This is a genomic window from Rahnella sp. AA, assembly GCF_002834385.1.
Taxonomy (GTDB): domain Bacteria; phylum Pseudomonadota; class Gammaproteobacteria; order Enterobacterales; family Enterobacteriaceae; genus Rahnella.
Map to the genome: position 1 here is coordinate 68,272 of NZ_PITQ01000014.1, position 16,500 is coordinate 84,771.

Here is a 16,500-nt window from a genome sequence, read left to right on the forward strand (position 1 = left end):
CGGTGATCAGGCCAGCGCGGCGCGGGTGTGGCCGCTGCGGATAGTGTGGAGAACCTGACGTTGCAGGTCAGTGAATTCAGGGCTGGCGGTCAGCTCTTCGCGGCGCGGGCGCGGCAACGGCACATCAAACGTTGCCTGAATCGTGCCCGGTCCCATCACCACGATGCGGTCGGAAAGATAAACCGCTTCCTCGATATCGTGGGTGACGAACATCACCGTCAGCCGGTGCTGTTCCCAGATACCGGTGAGCAGTTCCTGCATCTGGTGGCGCGTCATGGCGTCGAGCGCGCCGAAAGGTTCATCCATCAGCAATATTTTCGGGCGATAGGACAACGCACGCGCAATCGCCACGCGTTGTTTCATGCCGCCGGAAAGCTCGGACGGCCAGGCGTCGGCAAACGCCGTCAGCTGAACCAGTTCGAGATGCTGATCGGCTTTTTCGCGGCATTCCGCCCGGCTGAATCCGGCGGCTTTCAGCGCAAATTCGATGTTCTGCCGTGCTGTCAGCCAGGGTAATAAAGTATAGGACTGAAACACCACGCCACGGTCGATGCCCGCACCGCGGATGGTTTGCCCGTCAACCTGCACGTCGCCGCTGTCGTAATCCTCAAGGCCTGCCGCGATGGACAGAAGGGTGCTTTTGCCGCAGCCCGACGTGCCGACGACCGAGACAAATTCGTTGTCCGCCAGCGTCAGGCTGATGTCGTGCAGAACTTCGCGCGTCTGCTTGCCGACCTGAAAACTTTTGTGCAAATGAGAGATGGTTAAAACCGACATCACGCACGCCTCTTGTTGTAGCGGAAAAGTACGCGCTCGGCGGCACGCATAATCTGGTCGCTGATTAACCCCAAAATCCCCAGCAGCAGGATGTAACCGATGATGGTGTCGGTCTGGAAGAAGCGCTGGGAAACGACGATGCGGTAACCCAGCCCGGAAGTGGAAGCGACCAGTTCGGCCAGCACCAGCCACGTCCACGCCCAGCCGAGGCTGATGCGCAGTGCGTCCCAGATGCCCGGCAGCGCGCCCGGTAAAACGATGCGAAAGAGGATTTTGCGATCCGGCATGCCGAGCGTGCGGCCTAAACCGACGAAATCACCCGGCACGCGTTTCACGGCGTCGATCACCATTAACACCTGCTGGAAGAAGGTGCCGATCCAGATAATCAGGAATTTCTGCACGTCGTCGGTGCCGGTCCATAAAATGGTCAGCGGCACGAACGCCACCACCGGCATGTAGCGAATGAAATCCACCAGCGGTTCGGTCAGGGCTTTGAAGAAACCGTAACAACCTGCCAGCACGCCAATCACAATCGACATCACCGAGGAAATGGCGAACGCAATACTGATGCGGTAGAGGCTGCTTTTAACGTCACTCCACAGCGTGCCGTCCTGCGCCAGTGACACCATTTTCAGCCACACGTCGGTGAGTTTTGGCAGAAAAATCGGCGGAATGGCGCCGCTGCGGGTCGCCAGCCCCCACGCCAGAAACAGGACAACGAACAGCGCTACGGCGATGCCGACGAACAATTTGCGCGACGGCAGGCGGCCAATCACCATCAGGTTGAGCGGTTTACGGCGCGAACTCATGGCAGGCTGTTCACAAAGCTGGCGTCAATCACCTGCGCGGCGGTGACTGGTTTTGGGATCAGCCCGGCGGCGGTGGCGGCTTTCAGCACATGCGCAAACGTCTGGTCGGAGAACGAATGGCTGAGCACCTGTTTGTTTTCGGCCAGTGAATAATATTTCACGCCGTCAAACGCTGATTCTAAATCAGCCGGTGTGGCACCCACGGCTTTGGCAATCAGGGCGCGGTCGGCGGTGGTGTTGGCCTGATAATGGGTCAGGGCGGCGTCCCAGCTTTTAATCAGCGCGGCAATCTGGCCCGGTTTTTCTTTCAATACGGAATCGCGAACCACCAGCACGTCGCCGATCAGGCCCGGATCGGAAGAGCCGCTGTAGAGCATTTTCAGCGACGGATCCTGTTTTCTGGCGGCAGAAATGTACGGCTCGTAAGTCACGGCGGCGGTGACGCGTTTGGCAATCAGCGCGCTGCCTGCGGAATCAGCAGGCATCGGCACCGGCGTGATATCACTCCATTTCAGCCCGGCAGAGTTGACGGCGCTGTGCAGCAGGATGTCGCTGGTGGTGCCTTCTTCGAACGCCACCTGTTTGCCTTTCAGGTCTTTCAGCGTGGCGATATCTTTACCGACCAGCAGCGCATCGGCGGTTTCACTCTGATCGAGCAGAAGGACGACTTTCACCGGTAATCCGGCGGAAACCATCGCCATCGCGGTGTGCGTGGCGATGTTTGCGCCGTCAATCTGCCCGCTGGCTAATGCGGCATTGATGTCTTTGTCTTCGGCGAAGTTAACGATATCGACCTTTTCCAGCCCCTGCTGTTTAAAAATGCCCTGACTTTGTGCGACGTGCCACTGGCCGTAGCCCAGCCAAGGTTCGATACCCATTTTGAAGGTACCGGCTTCCGGCGCTGTCGTTGCCGCGCCCGCACTCAGGCTGAACGTCGTGAGCGCGCCAAGGCAGCAGGCCAGCGCAACTTTGTTTTTTAAGGCGTTTAAGGTCTGAGTAGGTGACATGGTGATCCTCGCATGGTGTTGAAAGAGAGAAAGACGGCTAATAGAAATCCTAATGTGCAACCCTGTATAGACAAGTGAGTCAAGCAATTACTACGCCACAGTTGAAATCACGGAAGGAAATCAGGCAGGGCATTGATGTTATACATTTTTGGATAATTAATGAGAAGGAGGTAAACGAATTTATAATTAAAAGTGATAACCTGCACCACAATATGACTTTCATTGCTCTGCTGCGGTGCAGGAGATCCACAAAGTGAATATATCCGCTTAACCGGATCAGCTGGCTTTCGCTTCAGGGCGTGGAATAAGTGCCTGTTTGAGGGCACTGAAAAATAAATTCAGCACGGAGTTAAACGGTGCCCCTTTTTTTACCACCAGGCTGAAGGGGGTGGCGATTTCTATATTATCCGGCATCAGCGCTCTGAGTTTATTTCCGCCCATGAACGCGCTGGCATAATGTTCAGGTAAAAAACCGAGATAATTACCGGTCATCAGCAACATGGTGACAGCTTCAACCTGCACGGCAATGGCATGCGGAGTAGTGACGCCGGAGAAAATATTTTTCTTACTGTGATTGGCGTAAAAGTGATTCACCATTTGCGAAGATTTGATGTGTGACTCTTTAATTTCCTGCGCGGGTACAGAGAAGAACGGGTGTTTATCGCCGCAATAAAGATAGGCCATTTCGTGATACAGAAAAAAGTAATCGAATTCCGGTTTTTCCTGATACACCGGCATGATGCCGCAGGTAAAACGGCCATCAATGACACCGCGTTCGATCTCGTCGAGCTGGGTGGCGTGCAGGCGGATGTTGACCTTCGGCGCCTGGCGGTAAACCTCACCTAAGCCACAGATGACGGGTGATTGCGGATCGGTAATGGTGTTGTCGATAATGCCAATATTCAGCTCGCCGAACAGTTCATGGCGCGCATGATTGAGTTTGTCGCGAAAGAGATTGATGGAAGAAAATAAATCCAGACAGGCCTGATAGGCGACTTTGCCGTGCTCGGTTAAATAAAACCCCTCACGCCCGCGTGTGCACAGTTTCATTCCGAAGCGGATCTCCAGATCGGAGATTTGTTTACTGATTGCCGCCAGGCCAATATTCAGTTCATTACAGGCTGCGGTAAATCCACCGGCTTCGACCACGGTTTTAAAGACGCGCAAAAGTTTTAAATCTGCGACGCCAAGGCTGTGCTGGTTAATATCGCTTTTTGCGGGTGATGTGTTTCCTGATTTGGAAAGTGGACTTTCCATAATAAATATTTACCCCCGCTATAAAAATCTACAACATCAAATTCACTTAGCCTCACTCGTTATTACGCTGTAAGCCTCAGATTGTTCAGTGTCATTCGAAATACTGTCGGTAAGAGTTTATTTTTCGCCGTCAGACATTCCGCTGAATTCAGGTTTGCAACATCTATGCCATAAAAGGAAACGAACATGTCACAGCAGCCAGAACTTCTTTGGGGAGCCCGCTTCAAACACGGGCCAGCCGCGGCGTTGAGCGCTTTATCACGCAGCCCGGAATATTATTTCTCTCTTGCTGAATACGACCTGGAAGGCTGCCGGGCGCATGCTTATGAATTGCAACGCGCCGGTCTGCTTGATGAAAACGAAACCCTGCGGATGGTGGCGGCAATTAAACAGCTGGCGGCTGACTTTCGGGCAGGCAGCATCCAGCCCATTCAGGGCGACGAAGATGTTCATACGTTTATCGAACGCAGCCTGACAGAGCGCCTCGGCGAACTCGGTGGGAAATTGCGGGCGGGACGTTCACGTAACGATCAGACGGCCAACGATCTGCGTCTCTATTTGCGCGATAACGCCCGCAAAATTGTGGCCGCGCTGCTTGAGTTGCAGACCGCGCTGGTGAAACAGGCGCAGTTACATATCCACACGCTGGCACCCGGCTTTACCCACCTGCAACAGGCACAGCCGATTGTGTTTGGTCATCAGCTGATGGCGCACGCACAGTCGTTTTCCCGCGATGTTGAGCGTTTTCAGGACTGGGACAAACGCTGCGCACTTTCCCCGCTCGGCGCGGCGGCAATGGCCGGTTCTGCCATCGCAATGCACCCGGAATTATCCGCTAAAGATCTGGGCTACGACGGTGCCTGTGAAAACTCCATTGACGCCGTTGCCAGCCGTGACCACGTCGCTGAATTCCTGTTTGCCGGCAGCATGCTGAGCGTCAATTTGTCGCGCATCAGCGAAGAAGTCTGCCTGTGGGCATCACGCCAGTTCCGCTGGGTCAGCCTTGATGACGGCTATGCCACCGGCAGTTCCATCATGCCGCAGAAGAAAAACCCCGATATTGCCGAGCTGACGCGCGGCAAAAGCGGACGCCTGATCGGCAACGTGACCGCCATGTTAGCCACCATGAAAAGTCTGCCGCTTTCGTATAACCGTGACCTGATTGAAGACAAACGTAACGCGATGGACACCGTTGAACAGTTGCTGCTGGTGCTGCCAGCGATGGCCGGAATGATTGAAACCATGACGGTTAACGTTGAGCGTTTACGTGAGCAGGCACCGGAAGGTTTCACGCTGGCGACCGAAGTGGCCGACTGGCTGTCCCGTCGCGGCGTACCGTTTAAAGAAGCACACGAAATCACCGGCAAGCTGGTGCAGGTCTGTGAGCAACATAATGTGGCGCTGCACGAAGTCAGCGACGCGCAATTGCTGGAGGTCGACAGCCGTCTGAGCGCCGACGTTCGCGAATGTCTGACGCTGGAAGCGGCGATTAATGCCCGCAGCGGCTGGGGCGGAACCTCTCCGGTACGCGTAGCTGAACAGATTGAGCGGCTGAAAATCCGTCTCGAAGCGCAGGCCGTCTGGGTCGGCAGCTACACCGGCTTGTCTTTATAACTCTGCGGGGAAGGGCTTATGACCACTTATCAGAAAACGTCAGAAGGCGGAAAAAACGCTGAGATTGATCTGAGCGAATACCACTACGTGCCGCAGCGTTATTACGGCCGGATTTTTGCCTCGGTGGTGATCCTGGTGCTGCTGGCCTTGCTGGTGAATGCCTTTGCGCACGGCAAAATCGAATGGCAGTACGTGGCGCAGTTTCTGACCGCCAAAGCCATTTTGTTCGGGCTGGGCAACACCATTGTGATGTCGGTGCTGGCGATGGCGCTGGGGATTGTGTTCGGGGTGATTATCGCGGTGATGCGCATGTCGCAAAACCCGGTGCTGCGCAGCGTAGCGATGGGCTATACGTGGATTTTTCGCGGTACGCCGCTGATTTTGCAACTGTTGCTGTGGTTCAACCTGGCACTGATTTTCCCGACTATTTCTATTCCCGGCCTGTTCAGTATTCAGACCGTGGACATCATGACGCCATTCACCGCCGCTCTGCTCGGCCTGAGCATTAATCAGGGCGCGTACACCTCGGAAGTCGTGCGTGCCGGGCTGATTTCGGTGGATCTCGGGCAATACGAGGCAGCGAAATCCATCGGCATGACGCGTCTGCATGCGCTGCGGCGGATCATTTTGCCGCAGGCGATGCGGGTGATTATTCCGCCTATTGGCAACGAATTCATCAGCATGGTCAAAACCACCAGTTTGGCCAGCATGATCCAGTATTCCGAAGTGCTTTATAACGCGCAGACCATTTACTTCGCCAACGCGCGGGTGATGGAACTGCTGTTTGTTGCCGGTATCTGGTACCTGGTGGTGGTGACGGTGTTGTCGCTCGGGCAGAACCGTCTGGAACGCTATTTCGGCCGTGGCACCCGCCGCCGCACCAGCCACTGAGGAGCCTGACCATGAAAAGCATTATCAAAGCTGTCAACGTCAATAAGTACTTTGACCAGTTTCAGGCACTGAAAAACATCAATCTTGAGGTTAAACACGGCGAAGTAATGTGCATCATCGGGCCATCCGGCTCGGGGAAAAGTACGTTTCTGCGCTGTATTAATCAGCTTGAACGCATAGACAGCGGCGGCGTCTGGGTGGATGACGAACTGGTCGGTTACCGCATGGACGGCAAGAAACTTTACCCGCTCAATGACCGCCAGATTGCCCGCCAGCGGCTGAAAACCGGCATGGTTTTCCAGCGTTTCAATCTGTTCCCGGATAAAACCGCGCTGGAAAACATTATCGAAGGGCCGTGTCAGGTTCTGCTGCGGCCGGTGAAAGAGGCGACGCAGGAAGCCATGGCGCTGCTCGAGCGCGTCGGGCTGGCACATAAACGTGATGCTTATCCGCTTGAGCTTTCCGGCGGTCAGCAACAGCGCGTGGCGATTGCCCGCGCGCTGGCGATGAAACCCAAAGTGATGCTGTTTGATGAACCGACGTCGGCGCTCGATCCGGAAATGGTCGGCGAAGTGCTGGCGGTGATGCGCGGCCTGGCCGCAGAAGGGATGACCATGATTGTGGTCACGCATGAATTAGGTTTCGCGCGGGAAGTCGCTAACCGCGTGGTCTTCATGGATGAGGGCGGAATTATAGAAAGTGGTAATCCGGAAGACATTTTGCTTAATCCACAAAACCCCCGGACGCAGAACTTTATCTCTGCCGTCCTCATTTGACCCGTTTGCCGTTAACTTTTGACTATGGGAATGCCTTCATGAAAAAAACACTGTTGTCCCTCATTACTGCGGCTGTTCTGTTGCAGGGCACGGTTTCTGTCGCCAGCGCTGCTGAGCTGAAACAAAAAGACGAAATCAAAGTGGCGATGATGCCGAACTATCCTCCGCTGGAATTCAAAGACCCGGCCTCTGGTCAGCTGACCGGCATGGATTACGATCTGGGCATGGAACTCGGTAAGCGCCTGAACCGCAAAATCAGCTGGCAGGAAATCGGCTTCGAACAGATGGTGAACGCCGTCGCGACTAAGCGCGTGGACATGATCCTCTCCGGCATGACCGACACCAAACCCCGCCAGGATATCGCCACGTTTGTCGATTACTACAACAGCGGGCCGCAGTTCTATACCACCGTCGCGCACAAAGAAATCAACACCATGTTAGATCTCTGCGGCAAAAAAGTGGGCACCAGCCGCCGCACCACATTCCCGGCTGAAATCGCCGCCTGGAGCGAAGCGAACTGCGCTCCGGCAGGCAAACCGGCCATCGTGGTGATTGGCGCGGAAGGCACGGCGGATGCGCGTACCCAGCTGCGTCAGGGGCGAATTGAAGGCGTTGTGCAGGGCAGCGAAACCCTCCCGTACATCATGAATCTGGAAAAAGACACCTATAAACCGCTGGGCAAAGCCTTTGCATATCAGGTCACCGGCATGGGGATCAGCAAAGACGATCAGCCGCTGATTGATGCGGTGAAAGGCGCGCTGACCGGCATGATTGCCGACGGAACCTATCTGAAAATCCTCACCAAATGGGGCCTGCAGGATGGTGCAATTCAGGAAGTCACCATCAACAAAGGCAAATAACCTCAGGTAACGGACTGACTCATGACGATTTCAGCACAACACCCGGCCAGTTTATGGCCGGAAGGTAAACGCGGCTGCATGGCGCTGGCGTTTGATCTCGACGGCCCGACCGGCGATGCAATGCTTAACGGCACAATCTGGCAGAAAGCGGATTACTTTACCTTTGGCGCTTACGGCCCTTACCGGGCGCTGGGGCGGATCCTCGATTTGCTCAGTAAGCATCAACTTCCGGCAACGTTTTTCATTCCCGCGTGGGTGGTGGAAAACTGGCCGAAACAGTGTCAGGCGATTGCCGAACGCGGCCATGAAGTGGCCTATCACGGTTATCGTCATGAGTCTTTTTACGCCATCAGCGCCGAAAAACAGCGCTGGGTGATGGAGAAATCCCGCGAGATTTTCTGGCAGGTTTTAGGGATACGCGCCGAAGGTTTCCGCACGCCGTCCGGCGACTGGCACAAGGAAACACCGGCAATGCTGCTCGACGCGGGCGTGACGTATTCCAGCAGCATGCGCGGCGATGACCGGCCTTATCTGATTACCGTGCCCGGCCATGAACGGCCGCTGGTGGAAATCCCCGGCCGCTGGGAAATGGACGATTACGCGTCTCTGGCCTACACCCGCGAACCGAATTTCCCGTCGGGGCTGGATCGCACCGCCAGTTATGCGCTGACGCTCGACAACTGGTGCCGTGAATACGACGGCGCGATGAATGAAGGGCTGAGCCTGACCACGTTGTTCCATCCCAAAATCAGCGGAAAACCGGGGCGCATCATGCTGCTTGATCAATTTTTCAGCCACCTGAAAGCGCGTGATGACGTGTGGTTTGCGCGCTGCCGCGACGTGGCGCACTGGTGGATGCAGGAGCACGCCAATGACTAATCAAAACTGGCCGCAGGGCTATCGCTGCGCGGTGATTATCACCGTGGATTTCAACGATATTCACGGCATTCTCAGCCAGGTTCCCGCCGTGGCAGGGCGTGAAAAAACGCTGTCGGTCTGGCGATACGGCACGCTGCGCGGCATCGACCGTTTGCTGGCGATGCTGGATGAAAAAAACCTGCGCAGCGCCTGGTGTGTGCCGGGCATCGTGGCGGACGAAAACCCGGAGAAGATCCGCGAAATCGACCGCGCCGGTCACGAGCTGGCGACCTGTGGTTATGAATTTGCGCATTTTGACGGGCTGACGCTGGCGCAGCAAACTGACAGCCTGCAACGGGGCAAGGCGGCGTTAAAAGCCCTGACCGGCAAGGTGCCGCGCGGTTTTCGTCTGCCCGCCGGAAACTGGGCACCGGGTTTTGCCGATGTGCTGACGGATGAAGGTTTCAGCTGGACCTCCGGCTGGCGCGGCGATGATTTGCCGTATTTCCAGCCGATGCAGGATGGCTTGCCGTCGCGGCTGGTGGAACTGCCGCTGCACTATGAGATGGAGGACGAGCCGTATTTCGCCTTTAACCTCAGCCCGGCGGTGCCCCCGGCGCAGTCACGTATTGCGTCCTACAGCCAGACGCTGGGCAACATGAAGATGGATTTCGACGGTTTCTACCGCTTTGGCCTGTGCTATGTGCTTCGGCTACATCCGGAAGTGATCGGCACCGCCGGACGCATTGGCGTGCTGGCTGAACTGCTGGATTACATCACCTCAAAACCGGATGTCTGGGTCGCCAGCGCCAGCGAGGTGGCCGACTGGTGGTCACAGAACCAGCCGCAAAATGAGGCGTCGCATCCGGCGCAGGTCTGGATGCAACACACCGCGCCGGGAGTCAGCCATGAGTAATCTTTCGCAGCAGCAAATTCTGAGCGAATTTGTAGTGAATACCCATTTCGACGATTTGCCGCCACGGCTGGTAGAGCGCACCAAACGGCACATTCTCGATACGATTGGCGCGGGGCTGGTGGGTGCTACCAGCGACGTGGCCAAAGACGTGGCCGCGATGATCCTTGGCGAAGGCGCGCTGCCGCTTTCACCGGTCTGGGGCTACCGCGAGCTGACGTCTGCGCGCAACGCCGCGCTGCTCAACGGCGTGGCGGCGCACGCGCTGGAACTCGACGACACCGGCGGCTGCGATCATTCCGGCGCGGTGGTCATCCCCGCATTGCTGGCGGTGTTACCTCTGTGCCCGCAACCGGTCAGCGGCAAAGCGTTTATCACGGCAGTCGTAATTGGTTACGACGTGGCGCGCCGCGTGCTGGAAGCCTGCGGGGGCTATTCTCCGCACAACCGCGCGGGCTGGCATTCCACGTCAACCTGCGGCGTATTTGGCGCAGTGGCGGCCGCGGGGAAAATTCTCGGCCTGAGCACAGGGCAGATCAGCTCAGCACTGGGCATTTCCGGCAGTTTCAGCGGCGGCCTGTGGGCGTTTATCCATGACGGTTCGCAGAGCAAAAAGCTGCACGCAGGCCGCGCCGCAGAAGGCGGAGTACTCGCCGCGCTCAGCGCCCGGCAGGGTATCAGCGGGCCTGCGCAGTTATTTGAAGACAAGTGGGGCGGATTCCTCTCAACGCTGGCACCGCAAAGCGCAATGCCCGAGGCGCTGACGGCCAGCCTGGGTGAAATCTGGAAGCTGGAGCGTTGTTCCATCAAGCCTTACGCCTCGTGCCGTGGTACGCATTCCGCCATCGACGCGACCGGTATTTTGCTTGAGGAAATGCACGCGACCGCCGGTGATATTGAAAGAATCGTCGTCCGTTTGTGCCCGTTCCTCAACGGTATGTGTGGAGATAATGAAATCGCCACGCTGGCGGCGGCGCAGATGAGCCTGCGTTACGCCATCGCGGCGCGTGTCGTTTTCGGCCACGCCGGGCTGGATGCTTACGGCGCGGCGCAACGGCAGGATCCGGATTTGCTGGCGATGATCGCCCGGATCGTGCTGACGGAGGATGCCGCGATGAGCCCTGACGGCGAGCCGGATGTCACGATTTTCACCCGAACCGGCGAATCAAAAACTTTACGTGTGGATGTCGCGCTGGGCGCGCCGGGCAATCCGGTGTCGGATGAGCAACTTAAGGAGAAGTTTGTGTCGCTGGCGACCCGGGTGATTTCGGTGGCGGGTGCGCAGAGGATGTGGGTAAGCGGGATGGAGATGGAAACCTTGCCGGATGTACAGGGGGTGTTTGGGCGGTGAGGGTGGGGTGAAATTGGAAAATTTCGGATTCAAATTCAAATTCAAATTCAACTTCAAGACCTTGGGCTCGCCGCCCAAACTGGCCCAAAGGGCGCGTTAACGCGCGCGCCCTCTGGACTCCCGCGCTTTTTAACTGCGCGCTATCGCTAGTAAAGTATGTTTCAGATGCCGCAGCTATTGCCGCAAACGCCGCCGCTGCGCGGTTCTCTCGCCTCGGGTTTGAACCTGCTCGAAAAAAGACTCTCGCCGTTTCTCACCACTCACTCGACGTCGTTTTGATAGCGGCTGGAAACTGTCTAATTCACAACCTCACTGCTGCTGATCAAAAATGCAGCCTGATTTTATCTTTTTAGAAAGCCTCCAGCCGCTTTCAGAAAGCTTGCTGAGTGAGTGTTTCGAGACCGTGGGCTCGAAGACCGAAAAGAAGGAACCGCGAAGCGGCAAGTTTTCGCGGCAATAATTGTGGTACCTGAAACATTGCCAGCGAGCGGAGCGCGTGTTGTAAAAAGACGTGGAGATTCCAAAGAGGCCCCGTCCTGGGCCTCTTTGGTCGGTTTCGGCACGGTCAGTAAAGTGATCACAGTTATTGAGAAACCGAAACTTTCTCGATCCAGGTAAAACCCCGTTTGGGCGGGGAGCCCAAGGCCCTGTTGGCCCGAACCAAATTTTTACTTGTCCCGCTCTGTAAGCTGGTGTCAAATCAGGTGATTAGCGTCCTGACGGGCAAGACCGTTAAACAGAGGAAAATCACATGTCTCAGTCTCTCCGCGTTGGCCTTGTCGGTTATGGCTTCGCCAGTAAAACCTTTCATTCTCCGTTAATCGACGGTACGCCGGGCCTCGACCTGGCGGTGGTTTCCAGCAGTGATGCGGGTAAAGTTCACGCAGACTGGCCGAATGTCGCGGTAGTTGATTCACCGGAAAAACTCTTTGCCGATGCGTCAATTGATCTCGTCGTGATCCCCACGCCGAATACCACGCATTTCCCGCTGGCAAAGCTGGCGCTGGAAGCCGGTAAACATGTCATTGTCGATAAGCCTTTTACCGTCACACTGGCAGAAGCCCGTGAGCTGGACGCGCTGGCGCGTGCCAGAGGCAAAGTGCTTTCTGTGTTCCATAACCGGCGCTGGGATTCGGATTTCCTCACGGTGAAGGCGCTGATTAATGAAGGCTCACTCGGTGAGATCGTTTATTTTGAATCCCACTACGATCGCTATAAACCACAGGTGCAGGTTCGCTGGCGTGAAAGTGATGCGCCCGGCAGCGGCATCTGGTTTGATCTGGGTTCTCATCTGTTAGATCAGGCACTGCAACTGTTTGGCATGCCGGAGACTTTGCAGGCTGACCTCGCCGTACTGCGCCCGGGCGGTAAAGCCGTGGATTATTTCAATGCCGTGCTGACGTACCCGCGCCGCCGCGTGGTATTGCACAGTACCGTCTACGCCGCGGCGGAAACGGCGCGTTTTATCGTGCAGGGCGAAAACGGCAGCTACGTGAAGTTTGGGCTGGATCCGCAGGAAGATCGCCTGAAAGCCGGTGAGCGTTTGCCGCAGGCTGACTGGGGATACGACAAACGTGACGGCGTGATTACGCTGAGCCATGAAGGTCTGCTGGCAGAAAAATCCCTGCTGACCCTTCCGGGGAACTATCCTGCGTATTACTCCGGTGTACGTGATGCGATTAACGGGCAGGGCGAAAATCCGGTTCCGGCCTCAGACGCTATCCGCGTGATGGAAATGATCGAACTGGGTATGCAGTCATCAGAACAGCAGGCAACGCTGAAAGTCATCAGCCACTGATCTGTTGTCCGCGATTTTCAGTGTCACTGAGGTGACACTGCGTTGTTTCATCTGTTGTTCACTTTGCAAGGAAGGTTCATGTCCTGGTTAAAAATCGATAAATTTTTGCTGATTCTGGTTTGTGTCGTCGTGCTGGCTTCGTTCTTTCCTTGTGAAGGTATCTACAAGACGCTTTTCGGCTATCTGACCACCGCGGCTATCGCGCTGCTGTTTTTCATGCACGGCGCGAAGCTGTCGCGTGAGGCGATTATGGCGGGGATCGGCCACTGGCGTTTGCATGTTGTGGTTTTCCTCAGCACGTTTGCGCTGTTCCCGCTGCTGGGGCTGGGCATGAAATGGCTGGTGCCGGTCGGTATTCTGACACCAACGCTGTATTACGGTTTTCTGTATCTGTGTGCGCTGCCGGCTACCGTGCAGTCTGCGATTGCCTATACGTCGGTGGCGGGCGGAAATATCCCGGCGGCGATTTGCAGCGCGTCGGCGTCCAGTATTCTCGGCGTGTTTTTGTCGCCGGTGCTGGTTGGTTTGCTGATGCATACGCAGGGCGGCACCAGCGATACGCTGCACGCGATCGGTTCAATTGTTTTGCAACTGATGGTGCCGTTTATCATCGGGCATTTGTGTCGTCCTCTGATTGGCGGCTGGGTGCAGCGTCATAAGAAGATCGTGAATATTACAGACCGTTCATCGATTCTTCTGGTGGTGTACGTGGCGTTCAGCGCGGCAGTGGTGGAAGGTATCTGGCATCAGATTGATGGCTGGTCACTGCTGGCGGTGCTGGGTTGTTCGATTGTGCTGCTGACCATTGTGCTGATCATCAATACGTTTGTGGCGCGGCTGTTTGGTTTCAATACCAAAGACGAAATCACCATTGTCTTCTGTGGTTCTAAGAAGAGTCTGGCGAACGGTATTCCGATGGCGAACGTGCTGTTCCCGGCGGCAGCGGTGGGTGCGATGGTATTACCGCTGATGATTTTCCATCAGATCCAGCTGATGGTGTGCGCGGTTCTGGCGTCGCGTTACGCGAAACGTGTCGCGCGTGAAGAAGCCGCTAAGTTGGCCGTAAAAGAAGAAATCAAATCGGCATAACGGATTGATTGAAAAGAAAAGGGCGGGAATAAATCTCGCCCTTTTTTATTGCTCTCAGATTGCGGTTCTCAGAAAACGTTAAGCAGACACTTTGTCGCGGATCGCTTGTTTTTCTGCACCAGTCAGGAAGGCCATTGTCAGGCCGTTTTCCTGCGCTTTGCGGATTTCATTCTGAGTCAGACCGGCGGCAGGTGCGGCAACGTTGTATTCATTGGCAATTTCGATGCCCTGAACGGCCGGATCGTCGGTATTGATTGACGCCAGAACGCCATGACGCAGGAAGGTCGCCAGCGGATGTTGTTCAAACGAGGCGACGGTGCTGGTCTGAATATTCGACGTCAGACAAGATTCGATACCAATCTGATGTTTCGCCAGAAAATCCATCAGCGCCGGGTCTTGCGCGGCTTTCACGCCGTGACCAATACGCTCAGCCCCCAGCTCACGAATCGCCTGCCAGATGCTTTCCGGGCCAGCGGCTTCACCGGCGTGAACGGTGATGCGCCAGCCTGCGTCGCGCGCGCGGTTAAAGTGGCTGAGGAACAGGCTTCCCGGGAAACCAAGCTCATCACCGGCCAGATCCAGCGCGGTAATGCCGTCGCGGTGCGCCAGCAAACCTTCCAGCTCCTGCAGACACGCGTCTTCACCGAAAGTACGGCTCAGAATACCAATCAGACGCACGTCGATATCGTGATTTTTCTGGCCTTCACGGATGCCTTCGATCACGGCTTCCACCACGCCTGCGACCGGCAGTTTGTGGTTCATCGCCATGTAATAAGGGGAGAAACGCAGCTCGGTGTAGTGCAGACCGGCTCTGGCCGCGTCTTCAACGTTTTCTTTGGCAATGCGGCGGCAGGCATCGAGATCGCCCAGCACTTTGACGCCCCAGTCCAGTTTTTGCAAAAAACTCACCAGGTCGGGTTCTGTGTGCATAACCTGCACATGCGGGCGCAGGGCTTCAAGTTCACTGGCAGGCAACGTCAGGTTAAACTGGCGGCCTAAATCGAGAATCGTTTGAGCGCGGATGTTGCCATCAAGGTGGCGGTGAATGTCGGTCAGGGGAAGGCGTGTGTCGATCATGGTGTGCACTCGTTATTATTGAAATGTGCGGGGCATTATAACTGTATTTCGTTGCGCAACAAGAATGGTTTTATTTTTGCTCCCTCCCCTGCGAAGGGGAGGGTTGGGGTGGGGTATTAATGAAAAATCAAGGGGTTGAAGAATATTTAGATCTGATTCTCCTGCTAAACCCCCTCCCTGCCTCCCCCTTCGCAGGGGGAGGAGCTTACAGCAGGGTATTAATCGCCCGAATTAACGCCTGAACGCCAGCCTCCACTTTTGAACGCGGGCAACCGACGTTCAGACGCAGAAAACCTTCACCTTCCGTGCCGTAGGTATAGCCTGGCATGATCGCAACTTTTTGATGTTCGATCAGCTCTTTTTGCAGCAGTTTGTCGTCGATGTTTAAGGCACGCAAATCAATCCAGGCCAGATACGTTGATTGCGGCGGTTGCCAGTTCAGTTGCGGGAACGCGGCGTTCAGCTGTTCCGCCACATAGTGCAGATTCCCCTGCAAATATTCGCGTAACGCGTCCAGCCACGGTTCGCCAGCGTGATACGCCGCAACGTGCGCATGCACCGCCAGTACCGCCGGAGAAGATAAGCCGTCGCAGGCTTTCAGCTGATGCAGATACGCATCGCGCGGCGTTTTATGGCTGATAAAGCCGTAAGCGCCGGTCAGCGCGGGGATGTTGAAGCTTTTCGAGCCGGAGGTCAGCAGCGCCCATTCGCCGCGTGCCACCTCGTTCCACGGCGTATGTTTGTTCCCGCCCCAGACCATATCCATGTGGATTTCATCGCTGATCACCCGCACGCCGTGGCGCTCACAAAGCGCCGCAATCAGCGTCAGTTCTTCGCGCGTCCAGACCTTGCCGGTCGGATTGTGCGGGCTGCAAAGCAACAGCAGCGAACAGTCCGGTTGCGCCAGCAGGCTTTCCAGATTTTCGGCATCCAGCGACCAGTCGTTGCCGTGTTTAATCAGCGGGCAGGCCAGCAGGTTACGCTGATTGCCATCAACCACTTTAAAGAACGCGTCGTAGGCCGGGGTAAATGTCACCACGCCGTCACCCGGCTGGCTCCACTGGCGGATAAGCTGCGCCACCATGTAAATCACCGACGGGCCATACACCACCCAGTCGCGGTTGATATGGCTGTTAAATCGCTGCTGATACCAGTGTTCAACGACACCGAGAAAATCGTCATGATGCCAGCGGCTGTAGCCCAGTACGCCGTGTTGCAGGCGTTTTTGCAATGCGTCCAGAATGCACGGCGCGGTGGCGAAATCCATATCTGAAATAGTAAACGGCAGTAAATCAGCACTACCAAAACGGTCGGCGACGTAATCCCACTGAGTACACCAGGTTCCGTGACGATCAACGACGGTGGAGAAATCAAAAGAAGCTGAGGACATTTTCACTCCCTGAAGAAAGCAGAAAAGGGCGAC

The 16,500-nt window shown here is 56.0% G+C and carries 15 protein-coding genes; 9 read left to right on the forward strand and 6 right to left on the reverse strand.

Features of this window, described 5'->3' with window-relative positions; all coding sequences use genetic code 11:
- Nucleotides 1-6: 6 nt before the first annotated feature.
- The 4 genes from CWS43_RS24115 to CWS43_RS24130 form a co-directional block, all read right to left on the reverse strand.
- Nucleotides 7-777: an ABC transporter ATP-binding protein gene (locus CWS43_RS24115; protein ID WP_101079694.1), complete on the reverse strand. Its 771-nt coding sequence runs from the start codon at nucleotides 775-777 to the stop codon at nucleotides 7-9.
- Complete coding sequence (locus CWS43_RS24120; RefSeq protein ID WP_101079695.1) at nucleotides 777-1,586, reverse strand: ABC transporter permease; 810 nt, start codon at nucleotides 1,584-1,586, stop codon at nucleotides 777-779. Before CWS43_RS24120 ends, CWS43_RS24115 begins: the two co-directional genes overlap by 1 nt.
- Entirely contained in the window at nucleotides 1,583-2,593 is a 1,011-nt protein-coding gene (locus tag CWS43_RS24125) for an ABC transporter substrate-binding protein (protein ID WP_101079696.1), read from the reverse strand. The genes CWS43_RS24120 and CWS43_RS24125 overlap by 4 nt, the downstream gene beginning before the upstream one ends.
- Nucleotides 2,594-2,869: 276 nt before the next feature.
- Nucleotides 2,870-3,850 carry a LysR family transcriptional regulator gene (locus tag CWS43_RS24130; protein ID WP_101079697.1) on the reverse strand — a complete coding sequence of 327 codons (981 nt, stop codon included), beginning with the start codon at nucleotides 3,848-3,850 and terminating at the stop codon, nucleotides 2,870-2,872.
- A gap of 186 nt (nucleotides 3,851-4,036) precedes the next feature.
- Between CWS43_RS24130 and argH the strand changes: the two genes are divergently transcribed.
- The 9 genes from argH to CWS43_RS24175 all read left to right on the forward strand — a co-directional run bounded on the left by argH (nucleotide 4,037) and on the right by CWS43_RS24175 (nucleotide 14,000).
- Nucleotides 4,037-5,464, forward strand: a complete 1,428-nt coding sequence (gene argH, locus CWS43_RS24135) for an argininosuccinate lyase (RefSeq protein WP_101079698.1) — start codon at nucleotides 4,037-4,039, stop codon at nucleotides 5,462-5,464.
- 18 nt (nucleotides 5,465-5,482) lie between these two features.
- Nucleotides 5,483-6,355, forward strand: coding sequence for an amino acid ABC transporter permease (locus CWS43_RS24140; protein ID WP_101079699.1), 873 nt, complete (start codon nucleotides 5,483-5,485; stop codon nucleotides 6,353-6,355).
- 11 nt (nucleotides 6,356-6,366) lie between these two features.
- Nucleotides 6,367-7,131 (forward strand): amino acid ABC transporter ATP-binding protein, encoded by a 765-nt coding sequence (locus CWS43_RS24145; protein ID WP_101079700.1) that lies wholly within the window; start codon nucleotides 6,367-6,369, stop codon nucleotides 7,129-7,131.
- A gap of 38 nt (nucleotides 7,132-7,169) precedes the next feature.
- Entirely contained in the window at nucleotides 7,170-7,991 is an 822-nt protein-coding gene (locus tag CWS43_RS24150) for an ABC transporter substrate-binding protein (protein WP_101079701.1), read from the forward strand.
- Between the two features lie 21 nt (nucleotides 7,992-8,012).
- The gene (locus CWS43_RS24155; RefSeq protein WP_101079702.1) at nucleotides 8,013-8,870 is read left to right on the forward strand and encodes a polysaccharide deacetylase; all 858 of its coding nucleotides are present in this window, start codon (nucleotides 8,013-8,015) and stop codon (nucleotides 8,868-8,870) included.
- Nucleotides 8,863-9,765 (forward strand): polysaccharide deacetylase, encoded by a 903-nt coding sequence (locus CWS43_RS24160; RefSeq protein ID WP_101079703.1) that lies wholly within the window; start codon nucleotides 8,863-8,865, stop codon nucleotides 9,763-9,765. Before CWS43_RS24155 ends, CWS43_RS24160 begins: the two co-directional genes overlap by 8 nt.
- On the forward strand, nucleotides 9,758-11,113 hold the full coding sequence (locus CWS43_RS24165; protein ID WP_101079704.1) for an MmgE/PrpD family protein: 1,356 nt from the start codon (nucleotides 9,758-9,760) through the stop codon (nucleotides 11,111-11,113). The genes CWS43_RS24160 and CWS43_RS24165 overlap by 8 nt, the downstream gene beginning before the upstream one ends.
- A gap of 751 nt (nucleotides 11,114-11,864) precedes the next feature.
- A complete protein-coding gene (locus CWS43_RS24170) occupies nucleotides 11,865-12,911 on the forward strand; it encodes an oxidoreductase (protein WP_101079705.1) in 1,047 nt (348 codons plus the stop codon).
- 78 nt (nucleotides 12,912-12,989) lie between these two features.
- The gene (locus CWS43_RS24175; protein WP_101079706.1) at nucleotides 12,990-14,000 is read left to right on the forward strand and encodes a bile acid:sodium symporter family protein; all 1,011 of its coding nucleotides are present in this window, start codon (nucleotides 12,990-12,992) and stop codon (nucleotides 13,998-14,000) included.
- Between the two features lie 78 nt (nucleotides 14,001-14,078).
- On the opposite strand, the gene add is transcribed toward CWS43_RS24175, so the two are convergent.
- Entirely contained in the window at nucleotides 14,079-15,077 is a 999-nt protein-coding gene (gene add / locus CWS43_RS24180; protein ID WP_101079707.1) for an adenosine deaminase, read from the reverse strand.
- Between the two features lie 205 nt (nucleotides 15,078-15,282).
- Nucleotides 15,283-16,467, reverse strand: a complete 1,185-nt coding sequence (locus CWS43_RS24185; protein ID WP_101079708.1) for a MalY/PatB family protein — start codon at nucleotides 16,465-16,467, stop codon at nucleotides 15,283-15,285.
- Between the last annotated feature and the right edge of the window lie 33 nt (nucleotides 16,468-16,500).

What these genes read in the sequence shown, in the direction of transcription:
- CWS43_RS24115 (WP_101079694.1), bottom strand. Translation starts at nt 777, where the DNA reads ATGTCGGTTTTAACCATCTCTCATTTGCACAAAAGTTTTCAGGTCGGC.
- CWS43_RS24120 (WP_101079695.1), bottom strand. Translation starts at nt 1,586, where the DNA reads ATGAGTTCGCGCCGTAAACCGCTCAACCTGATGGTGATTGGCCGCCTG.
- CWS43_RS24125 (WP_101079696.1), bottom strand. Translation starts at nt 2,593, where the DNA reads ATGTCACCTACTCAGACCTTAAACGCCTTAAAAAACAAAGTTGCGCTG.
- CWS43_RS24130 (WP_101079697.1), bottom strand. Translation starts at nt 3,850, where the DNA reads ATGGAAAGTCCACTTTCCAAATCAGGAAACACATCACCCGCAAAAAGC.
- argH (WP_101079698.1), top strand. Translation starts at nt 4,037, where the DNA reads ATGTCACAGCAGCCAGAACTTCTTTGGGGAGCCCGCTTCAAACACGGG.
- CWS43_RS24140 (WP_101079699.1), top strand. Translation starts at nt 5,483, where the DNA reads ATGACCACTTATCAGAAAACGTCAGAAGGCGGAAAAAACGCTGAGATT.
- CWS43_RS24145 (WP_101079700.1), top strand. Translation starts at nt 6,367, where the DNA reads ATGAAAAGCATTATCAAAGCTGTCAACGTCAATAAGTACTTTGACCAG.
- CWS43_RS24150 (WP_101079701.1), top strand. Translation starts at nt 7,170, where the DNA reads ATGAAAAAAACACTGTTGTCCCTCATTACTGCGGCTGTTCTGTTGCAG.
- CWS43_RS24155 (WP_101079702.1), top strand. Translation starts at nt 8,013, where the DNA reads ATGACGATTTCAGCACAACACCCGGCCAGTTTATGGCCGGAAGGTAAA.
- CWS43_RS24160 (WP_101079703.1), top strand. Translation starts at nt 8,863, where the DNA reads ATGACTAATCAAAACTGGCCGCAGGGCTATCGCTGCGCGGTGATTATC.
- CWS43_RS24165 (WP_101079704.1), top strand. Translation starts at nt 9,758, where the DNA reads ATGAGTAATCTTTCGCAGCAGCAAATTCTGAGCGAATTTGTAGTGAAT.
- CWS43_RS24170 (WP_101079705.1), top strand. Translation starts at nt 11,865, where the DNA reads ATGTCTCAGTCTCTCCGCGTTGGCCTTGTCGGTTATGGCTTCGCCAGT.
- CWS43_RS24175 (WP_101079706.1), top strand. Translation starts at nt 12,990, where the DNA reads ATGTCCTGGTTAAAAATCGATAAATTTTTGCTGATTCTGGTTTGTGTC.
- add (WP_101079707.1), bottom strand. Translation starts at nt 15,077, where the DNA reads ATGATCGACACACGCCTTCCCCTGACCGACATTCACCGCCACCTTGAT.
- CWS43_RS24185 (WP_101079708.1), bottom strand. Translation starts at nt 16,467, where the DNA reads ATGTCCTCAGCTTCTTTTGATTTCTCCACCGTCGTTGATCGTCACGGA.